Genomic DNA, 16,849 nt, shown 5'->3' on the forward strand with positions numbered 1-16,849 from the left:
CGCTCCTAGTGCTGATGACCGCTGCTTAAACGCATTAAGCTGCCCTTGAGACTGGCTTCGGAGTCGAGTAAGAATTGCCCCGAAATCACCACCCGTTCACCTTCATTCAGGCCTGAAATAATCTCGGCTTTACCTTGGCTCATCATGCCGACTGTGACGGCCTTGGCGGTAAAGCTGTCATCGGTTTGTTTGACGATCACGCGGTTTTCTTTACCCGTCTGAATTAAAGCTTCCTGCGGGATCACGAGCACATCTTTATTCGGGCCACCGAATAGCGAGACTTTCGCGAGGGTTTTAGGTCTTAAATCTACGTCGGCATTGTTGAGAACCACTCGAACTCGCAGGCTGCGAGTGACTGGGTCAAGCTCAGGGTAGATGTAATCGATCGTGCCTTCGATGCCACTGATATTCATAGCGGGAACGGCAATTTCGGCCTTTTGACCTTTAGCAATCCAGCTTTGCTCATTCTCGAATACATCGGCAATCACCCATACCTTAGAGAGATCCACTAGGGACATGACTTCGGTCGACGGCTGAATGTACATGCCATCACGAACGTCGAGGGCTTTAACTATGCCATCCTCTTTGGCGTAGAAAGGTACGCGATACTGGGTTTGATGTGACTCGGCTAATTGTTTGATTTGTCTGTCGTTAAAACCGAGGAAAGATAAGCGTAAACCCGCATTGCGCACCAAATCTTTGTAGCGGCCTTGGCCGTTTGCTTTGGCGGTGTCCATGGCGAGCAGGTAGTCATCTTGGGCGTTAATTAAATCGGGAGAGTAGATCTCGTAGATCAGTTGGTCTTTCTTGACAGTGTCGCCCACGGATTTGACCATGAGCTTTTCAATCCAACCAGTGACACGGGCATGGATATGGGTGATCTGGCTTTCGTCGTAATCGATTTGACCGACGGTTTCGACAAATTTCCACAGTGTGTCGCGTTCAACCTTGGCGACTTTGAGTGCCAGCGCTTGCTGCATACTGCCGGAAACATTGATATTGATTTCTTGGGTATTGCCGCCCGTTTCGACTTTTTCTAAGTTCATGCCGCAGATAGGGCAAGTGCCGGGCACATCGCTGATGATGTGAGCATGCATAGGGCAAATGTATTTAGTTGTTGTTTCTTCGCTGGTTTTTTTAACAAGATTGTTAGCCTTAGGGGTTGGTGTGTCGAACACTTGGCTTGCCGCTTTCGTGGTCGAGGTGTGCGCATGTTCTGTCGCTAAGTGATCTGTATGTTGATATTCAGCATGTGGATCTGCTGAATTGGTATCGGTACCTTCCTTTTCAACTAAAAACATATTGCACTTAGGGCAGCGACCAGGCTCATGGCTGAGCACTTCGGGATGCATGGGGCAAGTGTAGGTTTTTACTTGATTTAACGGATTACTCTTAGGCGCTGTTGCAGAATTTACTGCAGCTTCGGTTGCCACAGGCTGTTGTGTGCTCGCCAGTTGGGCATGGCTCAACCAAGGTGTACCTAAGAGTAAGCTACTCAAGATCAGTACGGCTTTAGGGGTCTGCTTTTTTACGGTTTTAAATGAATTCATATGCCTCATCTCCAGCCTAGCTTAGTGGTGTTTGTGGGCGTTTTTTGCCGCACCTTCAGCTGGTTTTGCTTCTACTGCCTTTGGCTCTAAGTTCATACCACATTGAGGGCAAGTATCTTCTTTGCTGCCAGTCACTTCAGGGTGCATAGGGCAAACATGGGGATGGGCTTGTTCCTGTGGATTGGCATTGTCGTGTTGATGTGCGTGCGGCGCTGCCGTCGCAAACACGCTTGTGCTGGTCAGCAAGAATGCGATTAAGGCGAGATTAGTTAGTGTTTTCATATTATTCACTCCATCGGATTAACGGCCGAATACGAGCGCATAAACGTCAGTGAGCACAGTGGATCAAAGCGGTTCGCTTCGATAGACGTATTGATGCCACAATTTGGCATTCGGCTCAGTAATCAACGTTCTGCTAGACTCGGGTGCGCGATTTAATGATAAGGCACCACAATAAACGGCTAAATAGGGCGTTAGCTTAGGGCTAACAGCATTGTCGTTTTAGCTTGGTCGTTTGGCTTTTTTAAGGGTTTATTTGCCCAATAAGCACAAAGTAGAGCTAGGCTATCGGTGGTTTAAAGGCCGAAGACAAAGAGATAGAGTGGAAATGAGGCATAGGAGTGGCCATTGCAGTATCGCTCATGCTCACACTTGGCCAGAGGTGTGGGCTGAATAGAGTGCCAGCGACTGAAATCGTCAAACAATGACCACAATCATTTGAACATGATGTGGTGCCATCACAGCAATGCTGTTTCGCGCCGGGAAGCATTTTATCGTTGCAGCAATCCGCGTTGGCCATTGAATGTGAGTCAGAACTGTTCTCCGTGTCCATCTGCATCATTGTAGCGTGGTGCATTTGGGAGGAAACCTCATGATTCATCGCACTCATATCCATAGTGTGTGGCACTATGGCGTGACCATTAGACACGACACTTTGCCCGACGAGTGCGAGTAGAGTGAATATGACTAAAAAATAACGACCGAGTGTGTGATGCATAAGTCTTCCAAATGATGAACGGCTCGATTCTAGCATAGCGATGATTAGCTGTAATGATTTAACTCACACTTCAGTTAACGCCTCAATTTAAATATCTAATTAATCTAAATTAGCAAATAGCATTTCTGACTCGCAGTTTTGTCTTCAACGGGCTAATCATGAATATGACTGCGTATTTTAAGAGACTCAAATTGATCGTAGAAAGTTTCATTTCGAACAGTATTATTCGGCTTACCTGCGTTTTACCATTTATTTCTGCTTCACTCTACGAGGTGCAATAAACATTGGCGTGATCACATTTCTGTTTTCTAGAAAATAAATTTCTAGTTCTAGATTATCAAGGGGAAACCTAACTATAAAAAATCGGTAACTTGCGATTATCGGGTGATTGCATTAGCTTTAGTTAAAGTGCATCACAGTTCAGCTAGCGGTTTTTACCAAATGACGTCCAAATAGTTAGAGCTAAGTCTCATTTTGCGCTTTTAAGGTTAATTTAATCAGCAAATTTCGGCTTAAAATCAAATTTCTAATAAATGAAAGAGCATAAACTAGTCTTATAAAAACTAATTTTGACAATTTTGGAGATAGAGTGATGAACTGGCGTGCACTATTTAAACCTAGCGCGAAATATTCAATCCTGGCGCTACTGGTCGTCGGTATTGTAGTGGGTGTTGTGGGATACTTTACCACTCAACAAACATTACACGCGACCAGTACAGATGAGTTCTGTATGTCTTGCCATAGCAATCATTCGCTGAAGGATGAAGTGTTGGCTTCTGCCCATGGCGGCGGCAAAGCGGGGATTACGGTTCAGTGTCAAGACTGTCACTTACCCCATGGTCCAGTCGATTATTTGATCAAAAAAATCATCGTATCTAAAGATTTATATGGTTTCATGACAATTGATGGCTTTAACACTCAAGCTTGGTTAGATGAAAATCGTAAAGAACAAGCGGATAAAGCGCTGAATTATTTCCGTGCGAACGATTCTGCTAACTGTCAGCATTGCCACACTCGTATTTACGAGAATCAGCCAGAAACTATGAGTAAAATGGCTGTAAGAATGCACTCAAATAACTTCAAGAAAGAACCTGACGCGAGAAAGACCTGTGTTGACTGCCATAAAGGCGTAGCACACCCATATCCAAAAGGATAAGGTTTAGCGTCTAGTTGACCATTAAAAAGCCCTCTATTGAGGGCTTTTTGCTGTCTGTGTGCTCGGTTAATTCGCTTGAATCATCACCCGTTGCCGATAAGCTAGCAGGCTGAAAATTCCGAAGATAAACACTTGTAGATAATCTTGTTTCGTTAATGGTAGCAAGGTCTTAAACAGCATGTGGAAAATCGCGACTTGGAAGCAATGCATCATGCAGGTAATGGCAAACAGGATATTTAAAGTAATCGCCACATTGCCTTCAAAGGGGATGACTAAGTTGTAGGCCATCATCAACCATGCAATCAGAGTGATGGCTTTACCTAAGTTAATTAATAAGGGCATGGTTTTCATCTTCGATGGGCTCAACAGTGGTTTCTGAGTGATATTGATATAAACGGTAGCTCACTTGCCCTGCATTCTTTTCTTTTAAGGCGTGCCAGCGAGAAGGGATAGCAAGTTGCGGCAATTCAGACTCGATTTCGACATAAATCAGCGCACCATCATTGAGCCAACCTTGAGTATCGAGCAGTTGAATCGTCTTTTCTGCCAATCCCTTACGAAAGGGTGGATCGATAAACACCACATCGAAACCTTGCTCGCAGCCCCTTTGCAGTACCACTAACGTATCAGCATTGAGCACTTCGGCCTTATCGCATTTAAGGGTTTGCAGATTTTCTTTTAATTGCAGGGCTGCGCCGCGTTGCAACTCGATAATTTTGGCGAAACTGGCATAGCGGGACAAGGCTTCGAGAGCTAAAGCGCCGCTACCGCCAAAACAGTCGAGTACACGTGCATTGACTAAATCATTCGCCAGCCAGTTAAAGAGTGTTTCGCGAACCCTGTCTGTCGTTGGGCGTAAACCTTCGAGATCTTGGATAGGTAGACGACGCGAGCGCCATTGGCCTGCGATGATCCGCACTTGTCCACTGCCGGGTTTATTTTTGGCTGTTTGACCCTTGGTCACATTATTTTTGACCGTTCGATGATTAACCAAAGTGCCCCCGTGATTTTGCCTGAAGAAAGAAAGTGGTAGACTGTGCCACCTTAATAAAGGCCGCTATTTTATATCAAAGTCTCACTAAAAGGTGAGAAGGCTAACTGAGCTTAGCTAATTGCCGACTTTTTGGGCGTAATTGCCGAGGCAATCTGGTATAACATCAGGGTCTTATTCAAAATTCAATACTGAAGTAGAGCGCTGGAATCACACATGGCAAAGAAAGGTTTTTTCTCTTGGTTTCGTAAAGATAAGTCACAAGATGAGGTCGTCGCTGAAACGCCAGTTGTTACTCCAACACAAGATACTGATGCAGCACAGCGTGTCGCGCAGGAACAAGTAGACACACAAGGGGTCATCGAGGCCGAAGCTCATGCTGAAAAACAGGCAGCAGAACAGTTAGCGGCCGAACAAACACAGGCAAAAGCCGAAGCCGAGCAATTCGCCCTTGAGCATGCTCGAATTGAATCGTTGCATTTTGCTAATCAGCAAGCTGAAGCGACACGTTTGGCTGCTGAACAACTTAGTGCACAAAAGCATGCTGCAGAGAAGTTAGCCGAAGCACAGTTAGAAGCAGAGCAACGCATTGCAGAACAATTGGCAGAACAGCAGTTAGCGGTTGAGCAAGCCGCCGCAGAGCAATTAGCTCAAGCAGAGGCGGCGCGTGTAGTTGCGGCTCAGCTAGAAGCAGAATTACTCGCAGCGGAACAAGCTGAACTTGCCCGTTTGGCCGACGAACAGCATGCTGCTGAAGCCTTAGCGGAAGAACAACTCGCTGGCGAAGCACTAGCACGTGAGCAAGCAGAGGCTTTAGTTCAGCAACAAGCTGAAACTGAGCAAGCTGTTATAGCCGTTGCTGAATTGCAACCTGAGCCGCAGGCTAGACCCGTTAAGGAAGGGCTCTTTGCTCGCCTGAAACGTGGCTTAATGCGTACCAGCGAGAATATCGGCAGTGGTTTTATCGGCCTATTTCGCGGCAAGAAAATCGATGACGATCTGTTTGAAGAACTCGAAGAACAATTATTAATCGCCGACGTTGGTGTCGAAACCACTACGCGATTAATCAAGAATTTGACAGAGCATGCCTCACGTAAGCAGCTTAAAGATGCCGAAGCTTTATATGAATTGCTGCGGGATGAGTTGCAAAAAACACTCGATCCCGTCGCTATCCCGTTAGTACCAGACAATGCTAATGGCCCATTTGTTATCTTAATGGTTGGCGTTAATGGCGTGGGTAAAACTACCACTATTGGTAAATTGGCCAAACAATATCAGAGCCAAGGTAAGTCAGTCATGTTAGCCGCGGGTGATACCTTCCGTGCTGCAGCGGTTGAGCAGCTACAGGTTTGGGGTCAACGTAATGATATTACAGTGATTGCCCAGCATACAGGTGCTGATAGTGCCTCTGTGTTGTTCGATGCTTTACAAGCGGCCAAGGCGCGTAAAGTGGATGTATTAATTGCCGACACTGCTGGTCGTTTACAGAATAAAGCGCACTTGATGGAAGAATTGAAGAAAGTCGTGCGAGTGATGAAGAAACTCGACCCAGATACGCCACATGAGGTCATGCTGACATTAGATGCGAGCACAGGGCAAAACGCGATTAGCCAAGCACAATTATTCCAGGAAGCCGTAGGTGTAACGGGTATTACCATCAGTAAGTTAGATGGAACGGCTAAGGGCGGCGTGGTATTTGCGATTGCTGATAAGTTTAATATTCCGATCCGTTACATAGGTGTGGGTGAGCAAATTGATGATTTGCGAACCTTCAATTCGAAAGAATTTATCGATGCCTTGTTCACTCAAGAAAAAGCGGATAGCTAATTTATGATTGATTTTCAGCAGGTCAGTAAGATTTATCCTGGCGGCCAAATGGCGCTGGAGGATGTGAATTTTCATCTACAGCAAGGTGAAATGGCATTTTTAACCGGCCACTCGGGGGCGGGTAAAAGTACGCTGTTGAAATTAATCACGGTAATCGAGCGGGCAACAACGGGGCGCGTCGCGATTAACGGTCACGATATTGCCAAAGTCAGCCCTAAACATGTGCCTTATTTGCGCCGCAATATCGGGATGATTTTCCAGAACCATCACCTATTGATGGACCGCAGTGTGTTCGACAATGTGGCTTTACCACTGGTGATTGAGGGATTCTCCCATGGCGAAATCCGTAAGCGTGTTGCGGGTGCCCTCGACATGGTGGGTTTATATGGCAAGGAGCGGCATAACCCAATTATGTTGTCCGGCGGCGAACAGCAACGTGTTGGCATTGCTCGTGCAATTGTGAATAAACCGCCTCTACTGCTCGCCGATGAGCCTACGGGTAACTTAGATCCTAAATTATCTATGGATATTTTGCGTCTGTTTGAAACCTTTAATGATGCGGGAACCAGCGTATTAATCGCCACCCATGATTTAGGTCTTATCGCACGAATGAAATATCGCACATTTACCCTCAAACAGGGCCGTATGTTAGGTGCACAAGAGTTGCATCCTAATGTGCACACTCGCAGTGCACCGACGAATAGAGGTGAAGGGCAATGAGCGATAGCGCAAAATTAACTCGCAGCAAGCTGCCTCTGTCTGGTCGGATTGTGATGTTTTTTATTCGCCATGCGCAGCAAGCAATGGCGAGCATGGGAGAGCTCTGGCGCAACCCAATATCCTCTGTGATGACCATGGCTGTCTTAGGTGTGAGCCTAAGTTTGCCTGCAGCATTGCAAGTGTTAGTTAAAAATGCCGAGACCATTACCAGTTCCTGGAACAGCGCGGCAGAGATCTCCTTGTTTATCGACGATAATCGTAGTGAACAAACGATTCAGAGTCTGCTGACGCGCATTCGGACATATCCCGAAGTGGATAAAGTGCAATATATTGATAAAAATCAAGCGCTAGAAGAATTTCAACGCTTATCTGGGTTTGGTGAGGCCTTGGCCTATTTAGATAAAAATCCTTTGCCCGCGGTCATTACCGTTACGCCTACGCCGCGTTACTCAACACCAGTGGGCGCCCGTGAACTCTTAACTAAACTAGAGCGCGAGCCTGAGATTAGCTTTGGCCGTTTAGATATCGAATGGTTAGAACGGTTACAGGCGGTAGTGCGTCTACTCGAACGTACTGTGATGGCGATTGCCGCGTTACTCGTGCTGGCCGTGGTCTTAGTGATAGGTAATACGATTCGCTTAGCGATTATGAATCGGCGCAGCGAAATTGAAGTGATGAAGCTAGTCGGAGCAACTGAAGCTTTTATCCAGCGCCCATTTCTCTACACAGGGATTTGGTACGGAGTCATTGGCGGCATATTGGCTTGGCTTATCATCAACTTATTAGTGTGGTATCTCGATTCCGCCCTTGCCGAACTTTTAGGCTTGTATGGTAGTCAGCTTGAAATGAAATCACTCACTTTTATTGAACTGCTGCAATTGGTTGGACTTGCCTCATTTTTAGGTTGGTTAGGTTCGTATTTGTCTGTACGCCAGCATTTACGGTCGATTGAACCTTCATAATAATCAGTCGATTAAACTAAAAAAAGTGACGAAAAAAATGCTGAGTAATGAACTTTTGTTCACTTGCAATGTCTACTTCAGCGAGGTAAAAAGGGTATCTGCAAACGAGCTGAGGTTGACATACTCTGTCAATTAGCCGATAGTTCGTGAGCTTATTCTTAGGGTATTTTGTTGTTGAACCTAAGAATGCACTCGTTAAGTAGTCTGATAAATGTAGGAGAGCGAATGACCTTTCAAACGCAATCAATGGCACTGACAGTCCCACAGGGCGCCAGTAGTCTAGAAGCTTATATCCATTCAGTGACTAGCATCAGCATGCTGGACGCTGAGGCTGAGTATGAGTTAGCCAAGCGTTTACAGGAAACTGGTGATCTACAAGCTGCGAAGCAACTGATTATGTCGCACTTACGTTTTGTAGTGCACGTTGCTAAAGGCTATTCAGGCTATGGTTTGCCACAGGCAGACCTGATCCAAGAAGGCAACATAGGCTTGATGAAAGCGGTTAAACGCTTCGATCCCGATGTTGGCGTGCGTCTAGTGTCTTTTGCTGTGCACTGGATCAAAGCTGAAATTCATGAATATGTGCTGAAAAACTGGCGCATTGTTAAAGTCGCGACCACTAAAGCACAACGTAAGTTGTTCTTTAATATCCGTAAAGCGAAAAAACGCTTAGGTTGGTTCAGCGATGCAGAAGTCACTATGGTGGCTGAAAATTTAGGTGTGTCTAAGGCCGATGTGACCGAAATGGAATCACGTATGGCAGCGCAAGATCCGGCATTTGATTTAACCAATGATCAAGACGAGGAGCATGATTTTGCCCCCGTCCATTATTTGGAAGATCATTCATCGGATTTAGCGGAAAATATTGAAAACGACAACTGGGAATCGAATGCTCAAGGTCGTTTATTATCGGCCATCAAAACCCTAGATGAACGTAGCCAGCATATTCTGCGCGCTCGTTGGTTAGATGACGATAAAACCACACTGCAAGAACTTGCAGAGACTTATCAAGTGTCGGCCGAACGTATTCGCCAACTTGAGAAAAATGCCATGAACAAGCTAAAAGCTTGTATGGAAGCCTAAGTTGCGTCACGTGTAAAGTGATTTTAACTTAGCCATAAAAAAACCTGCTGCGGCAGGTTTTTTTTTATGGGAGAAAGAATAGATTTAATCGCGCCATTTAAAGTGAATTTCGCTACAGATATACAACTCAATCGTATTGAAACGTACGCGACTATGGCTGATTTCACCACGAGACATCGGATTTATCCTACATTTAGAGCCGTTATAAATAGTTAATATATCGCTAACTTTTGAGCCTCAATTCGAAAGTTATTTTCGATGCTTATTATCGAACGGTTTGTTCCTCCGCATTTTGAGTATCGCCTTAAGCAAAGTTGATATGGATATTGAGCACGGAAGATTTGGTCGGGTAGCGATGGATTATGTACCAAGGAAAGCTTTTAAGTTAGAAGGGATGCCTGCCAATTTACGATAGATACTCATTATGCGGTTTTTTTAATGCTTACAAAGGTGGGAAGTTATGTTCTCAATGATCACTAAGTTAGCCCTCTCATCAGAATCTGGTTGGGGTACTGCATTTCGTGTCAATGGGGGCGTCGAAGTATGTCAGCAGAGCTTGTTTTGGTTAGTTTGCAAAGGCATCGCTTTTGAACGCGAGGATTTAAAGCTTAGTTATGTATTGGGAGCTGAGGTCATTCTATGTCAATTTGAGACGAGAGTTTTAATTGAGCTGCTTAAAAAAAATAATATTCATTATTTTCAAGACGATAGTCAAGTGCGATGGTTGCTGCCCCGTAATGTATCAACAATCTTCTATGCGCAGTGGAAGAATAGTATAGCGGTTGATCTTAACCAAACCTGTGCTGACTACTGTTTTTTTAAATGCTTATTCTTGCCATGACATTTTTATATGAATGAGTAGTGTTTTAAGCTAGATAAGTGTGATTAGTTAGTTATAAATTTTTAATCTATTAATAAGTACATTTATTGCCAGTAAATATACTTCAGAACATCCATTCTTGGTCGATAGTTAGGAGGTGTCCTACAAATCGAAATGGGTGATGAGATGTTAAAGGTATCGTTATTCGGCGTAACTACAGTCATGTTGAGCGCGGTGATAAGCTGTAACGTGATAGCAAAAACTGAGTTTAAAACTCTTTCTTTTCAAGGTGAGATAGCAGAACCAAGTTGCTACTCCGATCTATCTACCATTTCTTGTTATGACCAGAATCTCAATCAATTTATCTCTCAGACTATAACTCCCCAAGTGTATGCAAATTCTATAGATAGCGACAAAATACTTGTTATATCAACTCAGTTCAAACAAATTAATAATCTAGTTTTTAGCCGAAAAAATGAGAATGAAGTTATTCTTGCTCTTCATTATAATTGATTCACAATTTTGCCATTAATAATGGCGATTTCATTTTTTGAAATCGCTTTTTAATTTTTATCTTTAGTATATTTATTGTCAGAAATTTCCTACAAGATCGCAAGTCTAGTCCTATATGTAATTGTTAGTGTTGTTGCTATTGTGTGCTCAGCTTCGATGAGCCATAACCTTAATATTTCCATATAGTAACAACAGTAGGATGTCTGATGAAAAAATTAACGCTATCTATTTTAGTTTTAGGTGCATTGTTTGGTACTAGTGTTCAAGCGAATAATACTATTACTTTTTTGGGTGAAGTATCGGACCAAACTTGTGAAGTGGCGATTAACGGAAATGCGGCTAATCCCAGTGTCTTGCTACCAACAGTTTCTACGGCTCAACTTGCCACTGCAGGCTCAGTTGCTGGTGAAACACCTTTTACCATTTCAGTCAGTGGTTGTACTGTCAATGCAACGCAAGCTTTACCTATTAAAACCGTATTTTTGGGTAACAATATCACAACCGCAGGTAACTTAGGCAATACTGGTACGGCAACAAATGTAGCATTACAGCTTCTTGATTCAGTTGGTGGAACGAGTATCAATTTAACAGCAGGAAGTGCTGTTGATGGATTAAATGTTGCTGCAGGTGCAGACTCTGCCTCCCATGATTTTGCTGTGCAGTATATTTCTGAAACTGGTAGTGCAACAGCAGGTCGTGTGATTAGCTCTGTCCAATATGCAGTTTCTTATCTTTAATATACGATAAATTATGATTATTCGCTCACCCAGCCCATGGGTGAGCGCTGCTGCTTTTTGGGGCTTCTATGATTTTTTCTAGCTTACTTCTTCGTTTAATATTTTTGACTCTACTCATGATCGGTTTTTCAGTTAATGCGAGTGTGGTCATGACCAATACGCGAGTCATTTATCCTAGTGATGCTAAAGAGCGCAGTGTTCAGTTAACAAATAACGATGCTTTTCCAAATGTTGTTCAGGTCTGGACTGATATTAATAACCCAGAGTCGGCACCTGAGTATGCTGATGGCCCATTTTTGGCCTTACCCGCTATTTTTAGAATAGAGCCTAAGCGAGGGCAGTTAATTCGCTTAATTTATAGCGGCGGTGAGCTGCCAAAAGACCGTGAGAGTGTGTTTTATCTTAATTTTCTACAGATACCTCCATTATCGAAAGAAAATGCTGGTGAAAATCAGATGCTAGTGATGCTCAAAAATAGAGTGAAAATATTTTATCGGCCTGTAGAGATTGAATCTAATCCAGATGATGTGGCAAAAGAGATTGCCTTTGATGTTCAGTATGCTGATGCTGGAATTCACCTTGATGTGAAAAATAATGCGGCTTTTTTTGCCTCTTTTGTTGAGGCAAAACTTAAGTCGGGAAAACAAGAGCTAATCATCCCTATTACTATGCTTGAACCTAAGTCTAATCAGTTGATAGACATTCAGAATAAGCAGTTTGTCATCACATATCCAATGACGATTGAATTCACTTTAGTAAATGATTACGGCGGATTTGTAAAAAGTGAATATGTTATTGCATCTGCACATCATTGATAAGATTGGTTATGAAAAAATCCATGCGTTTGATGAGCCAAATTTACTCTTTACTGCTATTGATTGGTGTGATCTTTTGCATGTCTTCATCGTTGAGGGCCGATGACTTACAGGATTTCACATTTGATGACAGCCTATTACTTGGTGGTGGTTATGGCGATAGTTATCTTTCTCGCTTTAACTCGATTGCAGAAACTATTCCAGGTCAATACCAAGTTGATATCTATATAAATGGTACTTACTTAAATAGGGAAATTATTAATTTTGTTAAGGTTGGCTCCCAAGGAGTTGTGCCTTGTCTCGACCTTAATTTCTGGAACAAGTCGAATGTAGCTGCAATATACATAAACGAAGATGCATTATTGCAGGCTGAATGTGCCGCCCCTGATACTGTGGTCAAGGGGGTATCGACGCAATTTGATGCCGAGAAATTAAGATTAGGGCTTGCGATCCCACAAGCTTATTTACGGCAGATTCCGCGTGGCTATGTTGATCCTTCATCTTGGAGCGAGGGAGAAAATGCTGGATTTATCAGTTACAACAGTAACTACTATCAAACTAATAGCCGCAGTGCTGGTAGCGATATGCGTGTCATTTATACGGGCCTTAATTCAGGTGTCAATTTAGGATTATGGCGCCTGAGAAATCAATCGAGTTATCAGTACAACGATGTTGGCCAAAATACTCAAGAAAGTTTTAATTCTATTAGAACTTATATCACCAGAGCCTTGCCGGATATGCAGAGCGAACTCTTGTTTGGTGATGCCTACACTCGAGGAAATATTTTCGGTAGTTTAGCTTTTACCGGCGTACAGTTGCTGACTGATAATCGTATGTTACCAGAATCCCAGCGTGGTTATGCACCTGTCGTCAGAGGACTCGCTAACTCAACCGCCAGCGTAGTGATTAAGCAAAATGGTGTGAGTATTTATCAAACCACAGTAGCGGCGGGGCCTTTTGTTATTAATGACTTATTTCCCACAAGTTATGAGGGGGATTTATTAGTTGAAATTAGTGAAGCTGATGGGAAGGTCTCTAGTTTTACTGTGCCATTCAGTGCTGTGCCTGGCTCGTTGCGTGAAGGAAGTTTCCAGTACGGGTTATCATTTGGTGAAGTAGATCAAGCAGAGTCTGGTGGGTACTTTGTAGATTTAATTTCTGAATATGGTTTGAGTAATATGCTGACGCTAAATAGCGGTGGGCGTGTCGGAGATGATTATTTTGCTTTGAGTCTAGGGACTGTATTAGGTACAGAATGGGGGGCTCTGGGGTTAACCGCAGTACATTCTATGTCTCGTATTTCTCAGTCTTCAGTATTAAATGAGTGGAAAAATGGCTGGCGCGTTGGACTTAATTATAGCCATTCGTTCGATTCGGGGACATCAGTGGCACTTGCTGGATATCACTACTCTACAGAGTCATTTCGGGAGTTGAATGATGTTTTAGGTTTGAGGAGGGCATTGGAGAGTGGGAATATTTTTGAATCTGAGACCTACCGTCAGCGGTCTGAAATGAGTTTGAGTGTGAATCAGAGTTTAGATGACTTTGGCTTTGTGTATTTGAGTGGTTCTAAACGTCAATACCGTGATGGGCGCGATGATGACGATCAACTACAGTTCGGTTATACGGTGGGTATTGGTCGTGTGAATATAGGGCTCACTTTTTCACGTCAATATACCAGTCAAGTTCCGCTACAGAATGGGTTTGGTGGTCAGCTATTAACTGAAATGAGCGGTTATTCCTCTGATAGGGTGAAGGAAGATCTCGTGAGTCTCACCGTGTCCATTCCATTTGGTAGTCGCCAGTCAAACATGCTTAGCAGTGGGTTTAGTCACTCATCTAGGGGTAATGAACAGTATAATCTAGGACTCGCAGGCACTGTGGACGATGATAATACTTGGACATATGGCCTGAATGCTTCACTACAGCGGCAGGATAGTTCGAGTGAAAGTGTCAGCGTCAATACGCAAAAGCGTTTTAGCCAAGCGACTTTATCGGGTAACTATTCGATTTCTGATACTTATCAGCAGGTTGGCGCTGGGTTGAGTGGTGCAGCAGTGGTGCATTCTGGCGGCGTAACATTAAGCCAAAACCTCAGTGATACTTTTGCGATTGTTCAAGCTGAGGGAGCTTCTGGCGCAAAAGTGACTAATAATTGGGGTACTGAGATTGATGACTTGGGATATGCAATTATCCCATCTTTGACGCCTTATCGCACAAATAGTGTCACGCTTGATACGGGATCTATGTTAAGTGGTACAGAACTTATCGAGACACAACAGCAAGTTGCGCCCTATGCTGGCTCTATCGTTAAGATGAAATTCGAGACTAGACACGGGATAGCCGTCGTCTTCATGACTCAGCAAGCCAACGGCGGCGTTATTCCTATTGGCGCCGAAGTCGTGGACGAAGATGGCCTAGTATTGGGCATGGTTGGACAGGCTGGTATGGCTTATGTCAGAGCTTCTAAACCGAGTGGTCAGTTGACCGTTAATTGGGGAAATAAACCCGATCAGCAATGTCACTTTGACTATACCCTCGAAAGCAGTCGTGATAACACTTTATTAAGAATGCCTGCGCTATGTGAGCGGGTTAATTGAGATAAAAACTATGATTGAGTTCAACCTAGGTCGGCTGTTGGCAGTGGTATCTTTTGTGTTTGCCACTTTAGTTAGTGGTCAAGCTATGGCGACTTGCTACCGTATATCGACGACTACAACAGATCCGGCAAATTTTTATTATGTCTCACCTGCGTATGGTAAAACAGCTATATGGTCTGGTGGTTACGATGCTAATAGGGGCATACTTAATCTGCCTATCATCAATGTTACCGATGAAAGTTTTCAACCCAATGGCACGTTATTGGGATCGAGTGTTGCGCCCTTCAGTACCTATGGACAGACTGGCGGGTATGATCCTGAACAGGTACTTTTTCGTTGCGATGCGGCGGATGAGCACCAACTAAATGAGATCTACTCAGTAAACGCAGATAATGCTTATGGCGGCATGTACGAAGATGGTGTGGCTTATGGTATTAACAAAGGTTATGCCACTTACCATCGAAATGTTGTGCTCAGGGTTAAGAATAATGCCACGGGTCAGTATTTTTCGCGCCTATGGCAATATCGGCCGCTGCGGGGTTTAGACCGTGATGCTCAGGGAAGAATATTAGTGAAGGCGAAAAACTTTACTGATGTCACGATAGAGCTGTTCCAGATTGGCAATATCAGAGGTGTGACTGAGTCTATCGCATACAGTTATAATCAACCTGCAGCTTATATTGCTTTTGGTGGGCCTGGCCTTGCCTATCCTACGGAAGGGGTTGACCATATTAGTCATTATCCAGGCTGGTATGCGAATTGGCCTGGGAATATCAGCTTATATCAACAGTTGTATACGCGAAGGGCTGGAGGTTGTGCGGTAATGAATGTCACACCTTATGTGTTGTTCCCCACTGTGACTATCGCGGAATTAAACAGCGGCGTTACCCGAGAAGCTGACATCCAGATTAATTATCGTTGCCAACAGAAAGCCAATATTAATGGCCCCGCAGTTAATGCGAATGCTATCGCCTTTAAGATTGAGAGTAATAATTACCAGATAGCGAGACAGTTGGGGTTTGCGACTCAGGATGCTGTGACATATCTAGTCAGTAACGGCTATGGTACTAATACGGTTGCTAATGGTGTGGGGGTAAAGCTACAACGCAATGATGGTGTGATTCAACCCTTTTTAAATTTTGATAATAGAACCAGCTTAGACTCACAATATAATGCATGGAAAGACGGTTGGCGGCCATTACAGGGGAATCGGACTGGTATTGTCGGTACGAGTTATCAATATATGGATAATTACAGAGTTGTTTTTGGTAAGTTGCCAGGAATGAGTCCAACGGCAGGAAAATTTTATGCAAAAGCGGAAGTGCTTATTCGGGTTCAGTAGTTTAGTTTTATGGCTCCTAATGTTGCAAACCGCTCTGGCTGGCGTAGTCGCCGATCGTAGTCGAATTATTTTTGCGGCTTCCGATCGGGAGCAAGGGTTGTCACTGGTGAATATTAATGACTACCCTGTGATGGTGCAACTGTGGGTGGATGACGGCGATCCAGACTCTGGCCCTGAAACGGCAAATGCGCCAATTTTGCCCTATCCTGGCTTGTTGCAAATTGCCCCAAAGGAGCGCAAGCACATAAATCTGCTTAATATTGCGGAGCAGGAACCTGAAAAACAAGAACAGTTATACTGGCTGAATGTATACGAAGTTCCACCCACCCCCGCCAAAAATATTGATGAAACTGAGGGGCAACTGTTGATTGTCGCTTTACGTACTCAAATGAAGGTTTTTGTGCGGCCCAATAAGCTCGCTATTGATGTTTTAGACTTAGCAAAGTGGCAGTCATTTATATTGAAAGACAATATGTTATCAATAGAGAATAAGTCACCTTACTATGTGACCTATCAGAACCTCAGTTTGAGTTTTAAAGGGAGGGATTATGCTATTTTTCAAGGAATGCTAGCTCCTTACTCCGCAGAAACTGTGACTATCACTGAGAGCGAGTTAATCGATCAGCTTGGGCTTATCCTAAAGGCCGAGTACATAGACGATGAGGGGAATGCTCAGCCGCTTGCTTTGACAGTGAATTGAACATAAGGCTCTGTTTACAACAGGGCCTTATGTATA

At 43.9% G+C, this 16,849-nt stretch carries 16 protein-coding genes; 11 read left to right on the forward strand and 5 right to left on the reverse strand.

Translation table 11 applies throughout. The features are described 5' to 3' along the window. Window positions 1-5: 5 nt before the first annotated feature. The 3 genes from KO537_RS16355 to KO537_RS16365 form a co-directional block, all read right to left on the reverse strand. On the reverse strand, window positions 6-1,550 hold the full coding sequence (locus KO537_RS16355) for an efflux RND transporter periplasmic adaptor subunit (protein ID WP_219234934.1): 1,545 nt from the start codon (window positions 1,548-1,550) through the stop codon (window positions 6-8). 21 nt (window positions 1,551-1,571) lie between these two features. Next, complete coding sequence (locus tag KO537_RS16360; protein ID WP_219234936.1) at window positions 1,572-1,832, reverse strand: heavy metal-binding domain-containing protein; 261 nt, start codon at window positions 1,830-1,832, stop codon at window positions 1,572-1,574. A gap of 277 nt (window positions 1,833-2,109) precedes the next feature. Then, window positions 2,110-2,547: a hypothetical protein gene (locus tag KO537_RS16365; protein ID WP_251071133.1), complete on the reverse strand. Its 438-nt coding sequence runs from the start codon at window positions 2,545-2,547 to the stop codon at window positions 2,110-2,112. Window positions 2,548-3,139: 592 nt separating this feature from the next. Between KO537_RS16365 and KO537_RS16370 the strand changes: the two genes are divergently transcribed. Then, window positions 3,140-3,703 (forward strand): NapC/NirT family cytochrome c, encoded by a 564-nt coding sequence (locus KO537_RS16370; RefSeq protein WP_105250630.1) that lies wholly within the window; start codon window positions 3,140-3,142, stop codon window positions 3,701-3,703. Window positions 3,704-3,769: 66 nt separating this feature from the next. Here KO537_RS16370 and KO537_RS16375 read toward each other — a convergent pair whose 3' ends face one another. Further along, complete coding sequence (locus tag KO537_RS16375) at window positions 3,770-4,054, reverse strand: DUF1145 domain-containing protein (RefSeq protein WP_212599513.1); 285 nt, start codon at window positions 4,052-4,054, stop codon at window positions 3,770-3,772. Continuing rightward, window positions 4,029-4,697 carry a 16S rRNA (guanine(966)-N(2))-methyltransferase RsmD gene (gene rsmD, locus KO537_RS16380; RefSeq protein ID WP_219234940.1) on the reverse strand — a complete coding sequence of 223 codons (669 nt, stop codon included), beginning with the start codon at window positions 4,695-4,697 and terminating at the stop codon, window positions 4,029-4,031. The genes KO537_RS16375 and rsmD overlap by 26 nt, the downstream gene beginning before the upstream one ends. Before the next feature lie 213 nt (window positions 4,698-4,910). Here rsmD and ftsY point away from each other — a divergent pair, with 213 nt between their 5' ends. From ftsY to KO537_RS16430, 10 genes are all read left to right on the forward strand, one after another. After that, on the forward strand, window positions 4,911-6,521 hold the full coding sequence (ftsY, locus tag KO537_RS16385) for a signal recognition particle-docking protein FtsY (RefSeq protein WP_219234942.1): 1,611 nt from the start codon (window positions 4,911-4,913) through the stop codon (window positions 6,519-6,521). A gap of 3 nt (window positions 6,522-6,524) precedes the next feature. Beyond that, complete coding sequence (ftsE, locus tag KO537_RS16390) at window positions 6,525-7,241, forward strand: cell division ATP-binding protein FtsE (RefSeq protein ID WP_105250626.1); 717 nt, start codon at window positions 6,525-6,527, stop codon at window positions 7,239-7,241. Then, window positions 7,238-8,203, forward strand: a complete 966-nt coding sequence (gene ftsX, locus KO537_RS16395) for a permease-like cell division protein FtsX (protein WP_113940269.1) — start codon at window positions 7,238-7,240, stop codon at window positions 8,201-8,203. The genes ftsE and ftsX overlap by 4 nt, the downstream gene beginning before the upstream one ends. Before the next feature lie 225 nt (window positions 8,204-8,428). Next, on the forward strand, window positions 8,429-9,286 hold the full coding sequence (rpoH, locus tag KO537_RS16400; protein WP_006079635.1) for an RNA polymerase sigma factor RpoH: 858 nt from the start codon (window positions 8,429-8,431) through the stop codon (window positions 9,284-9,286). Between the two features lie 460 nt (window positions 9,287-9,746). Further along, entirely contained in the window at window positions 9,747-10,127 is a 381-nt protein-coding gene (locus KO537_RS16405) for a hypothetical protein (protein ID WP_113940270.1), read from the forward strand. A gap of 698 nt (window positions 10,128-10,825) precedes the next feature. After that, on the forward strand, window positions 10,826-11,356 hold the full coding sequence (locus KO537_RS16410; RefSeq protein WP_131524791.1) for a fimbrial protein: 531 nt from the start codon (window positions 10,826-10,828) through the stop codon (window positions 11,354-11,356). Between the two features lie 68 nt (window positions 11,357-11,424). Then, window positions 11,425-12,171 (forward strand): molecular chaperone, encoded by a 747-nt coding sequence (locus tag KO537_RS16415; RefSeq protein ID WP_219234944.1) that lies wholly within the window; start codon window positions 11,425-11,427, stop codon window positions 12,169-12,171. An 11-nt stretch (window positions 12,172-12,182) separates the two neighbouring features. After that, entirely contained in the window at window positions 12,183-14,771 is a 2,589-nt protein-coding gene (locus KO537_RS16420) for a fimbria/pilus outer membrane usher protein (RefSeq protein WP_251071134.1), read from the forward strand. 10 nt (window positions 14,772-14,781) lie between these two features. Next, complete coding sequence (locus KO537_RS16425; protein ID WP_173248190.1) at window positions 14,782-16,113, forward strand: fimbrial protein; 1,332 nt, start codon at window positions 14,782-14,784, stop codon at window positions 16,111-16,113. A gap of 19 nt (window positions 16,114-16,132) precedes the next feature. Next, the gene (locus KO537_RS16430; protein ID WP_173248188.1) at window positions 16,133-16,813 is read left to right on the forward strand and encodes a molecular chaperone; all 681 of its coding nucleotides are present in this window, start codon (window positions 16,133-16,135) and stop codon (window positions 16,811-16,813) included. The last annotated feature ends 36 nt before the right edge of the window (window positions 16,814-16,849 follow it).

The sequence above is a fragment of the Shewanella sp. NKUCC01_JLK genome, assembly GCF_019345615.1.
GTDB classification, from domain to species: domain Bacteria; phylum Pseudomonadota; class Gammaproteobacteria; order Enterobacterales; family Shewanellaceae; genus Shewanella; species Shewanella oncorhynchi.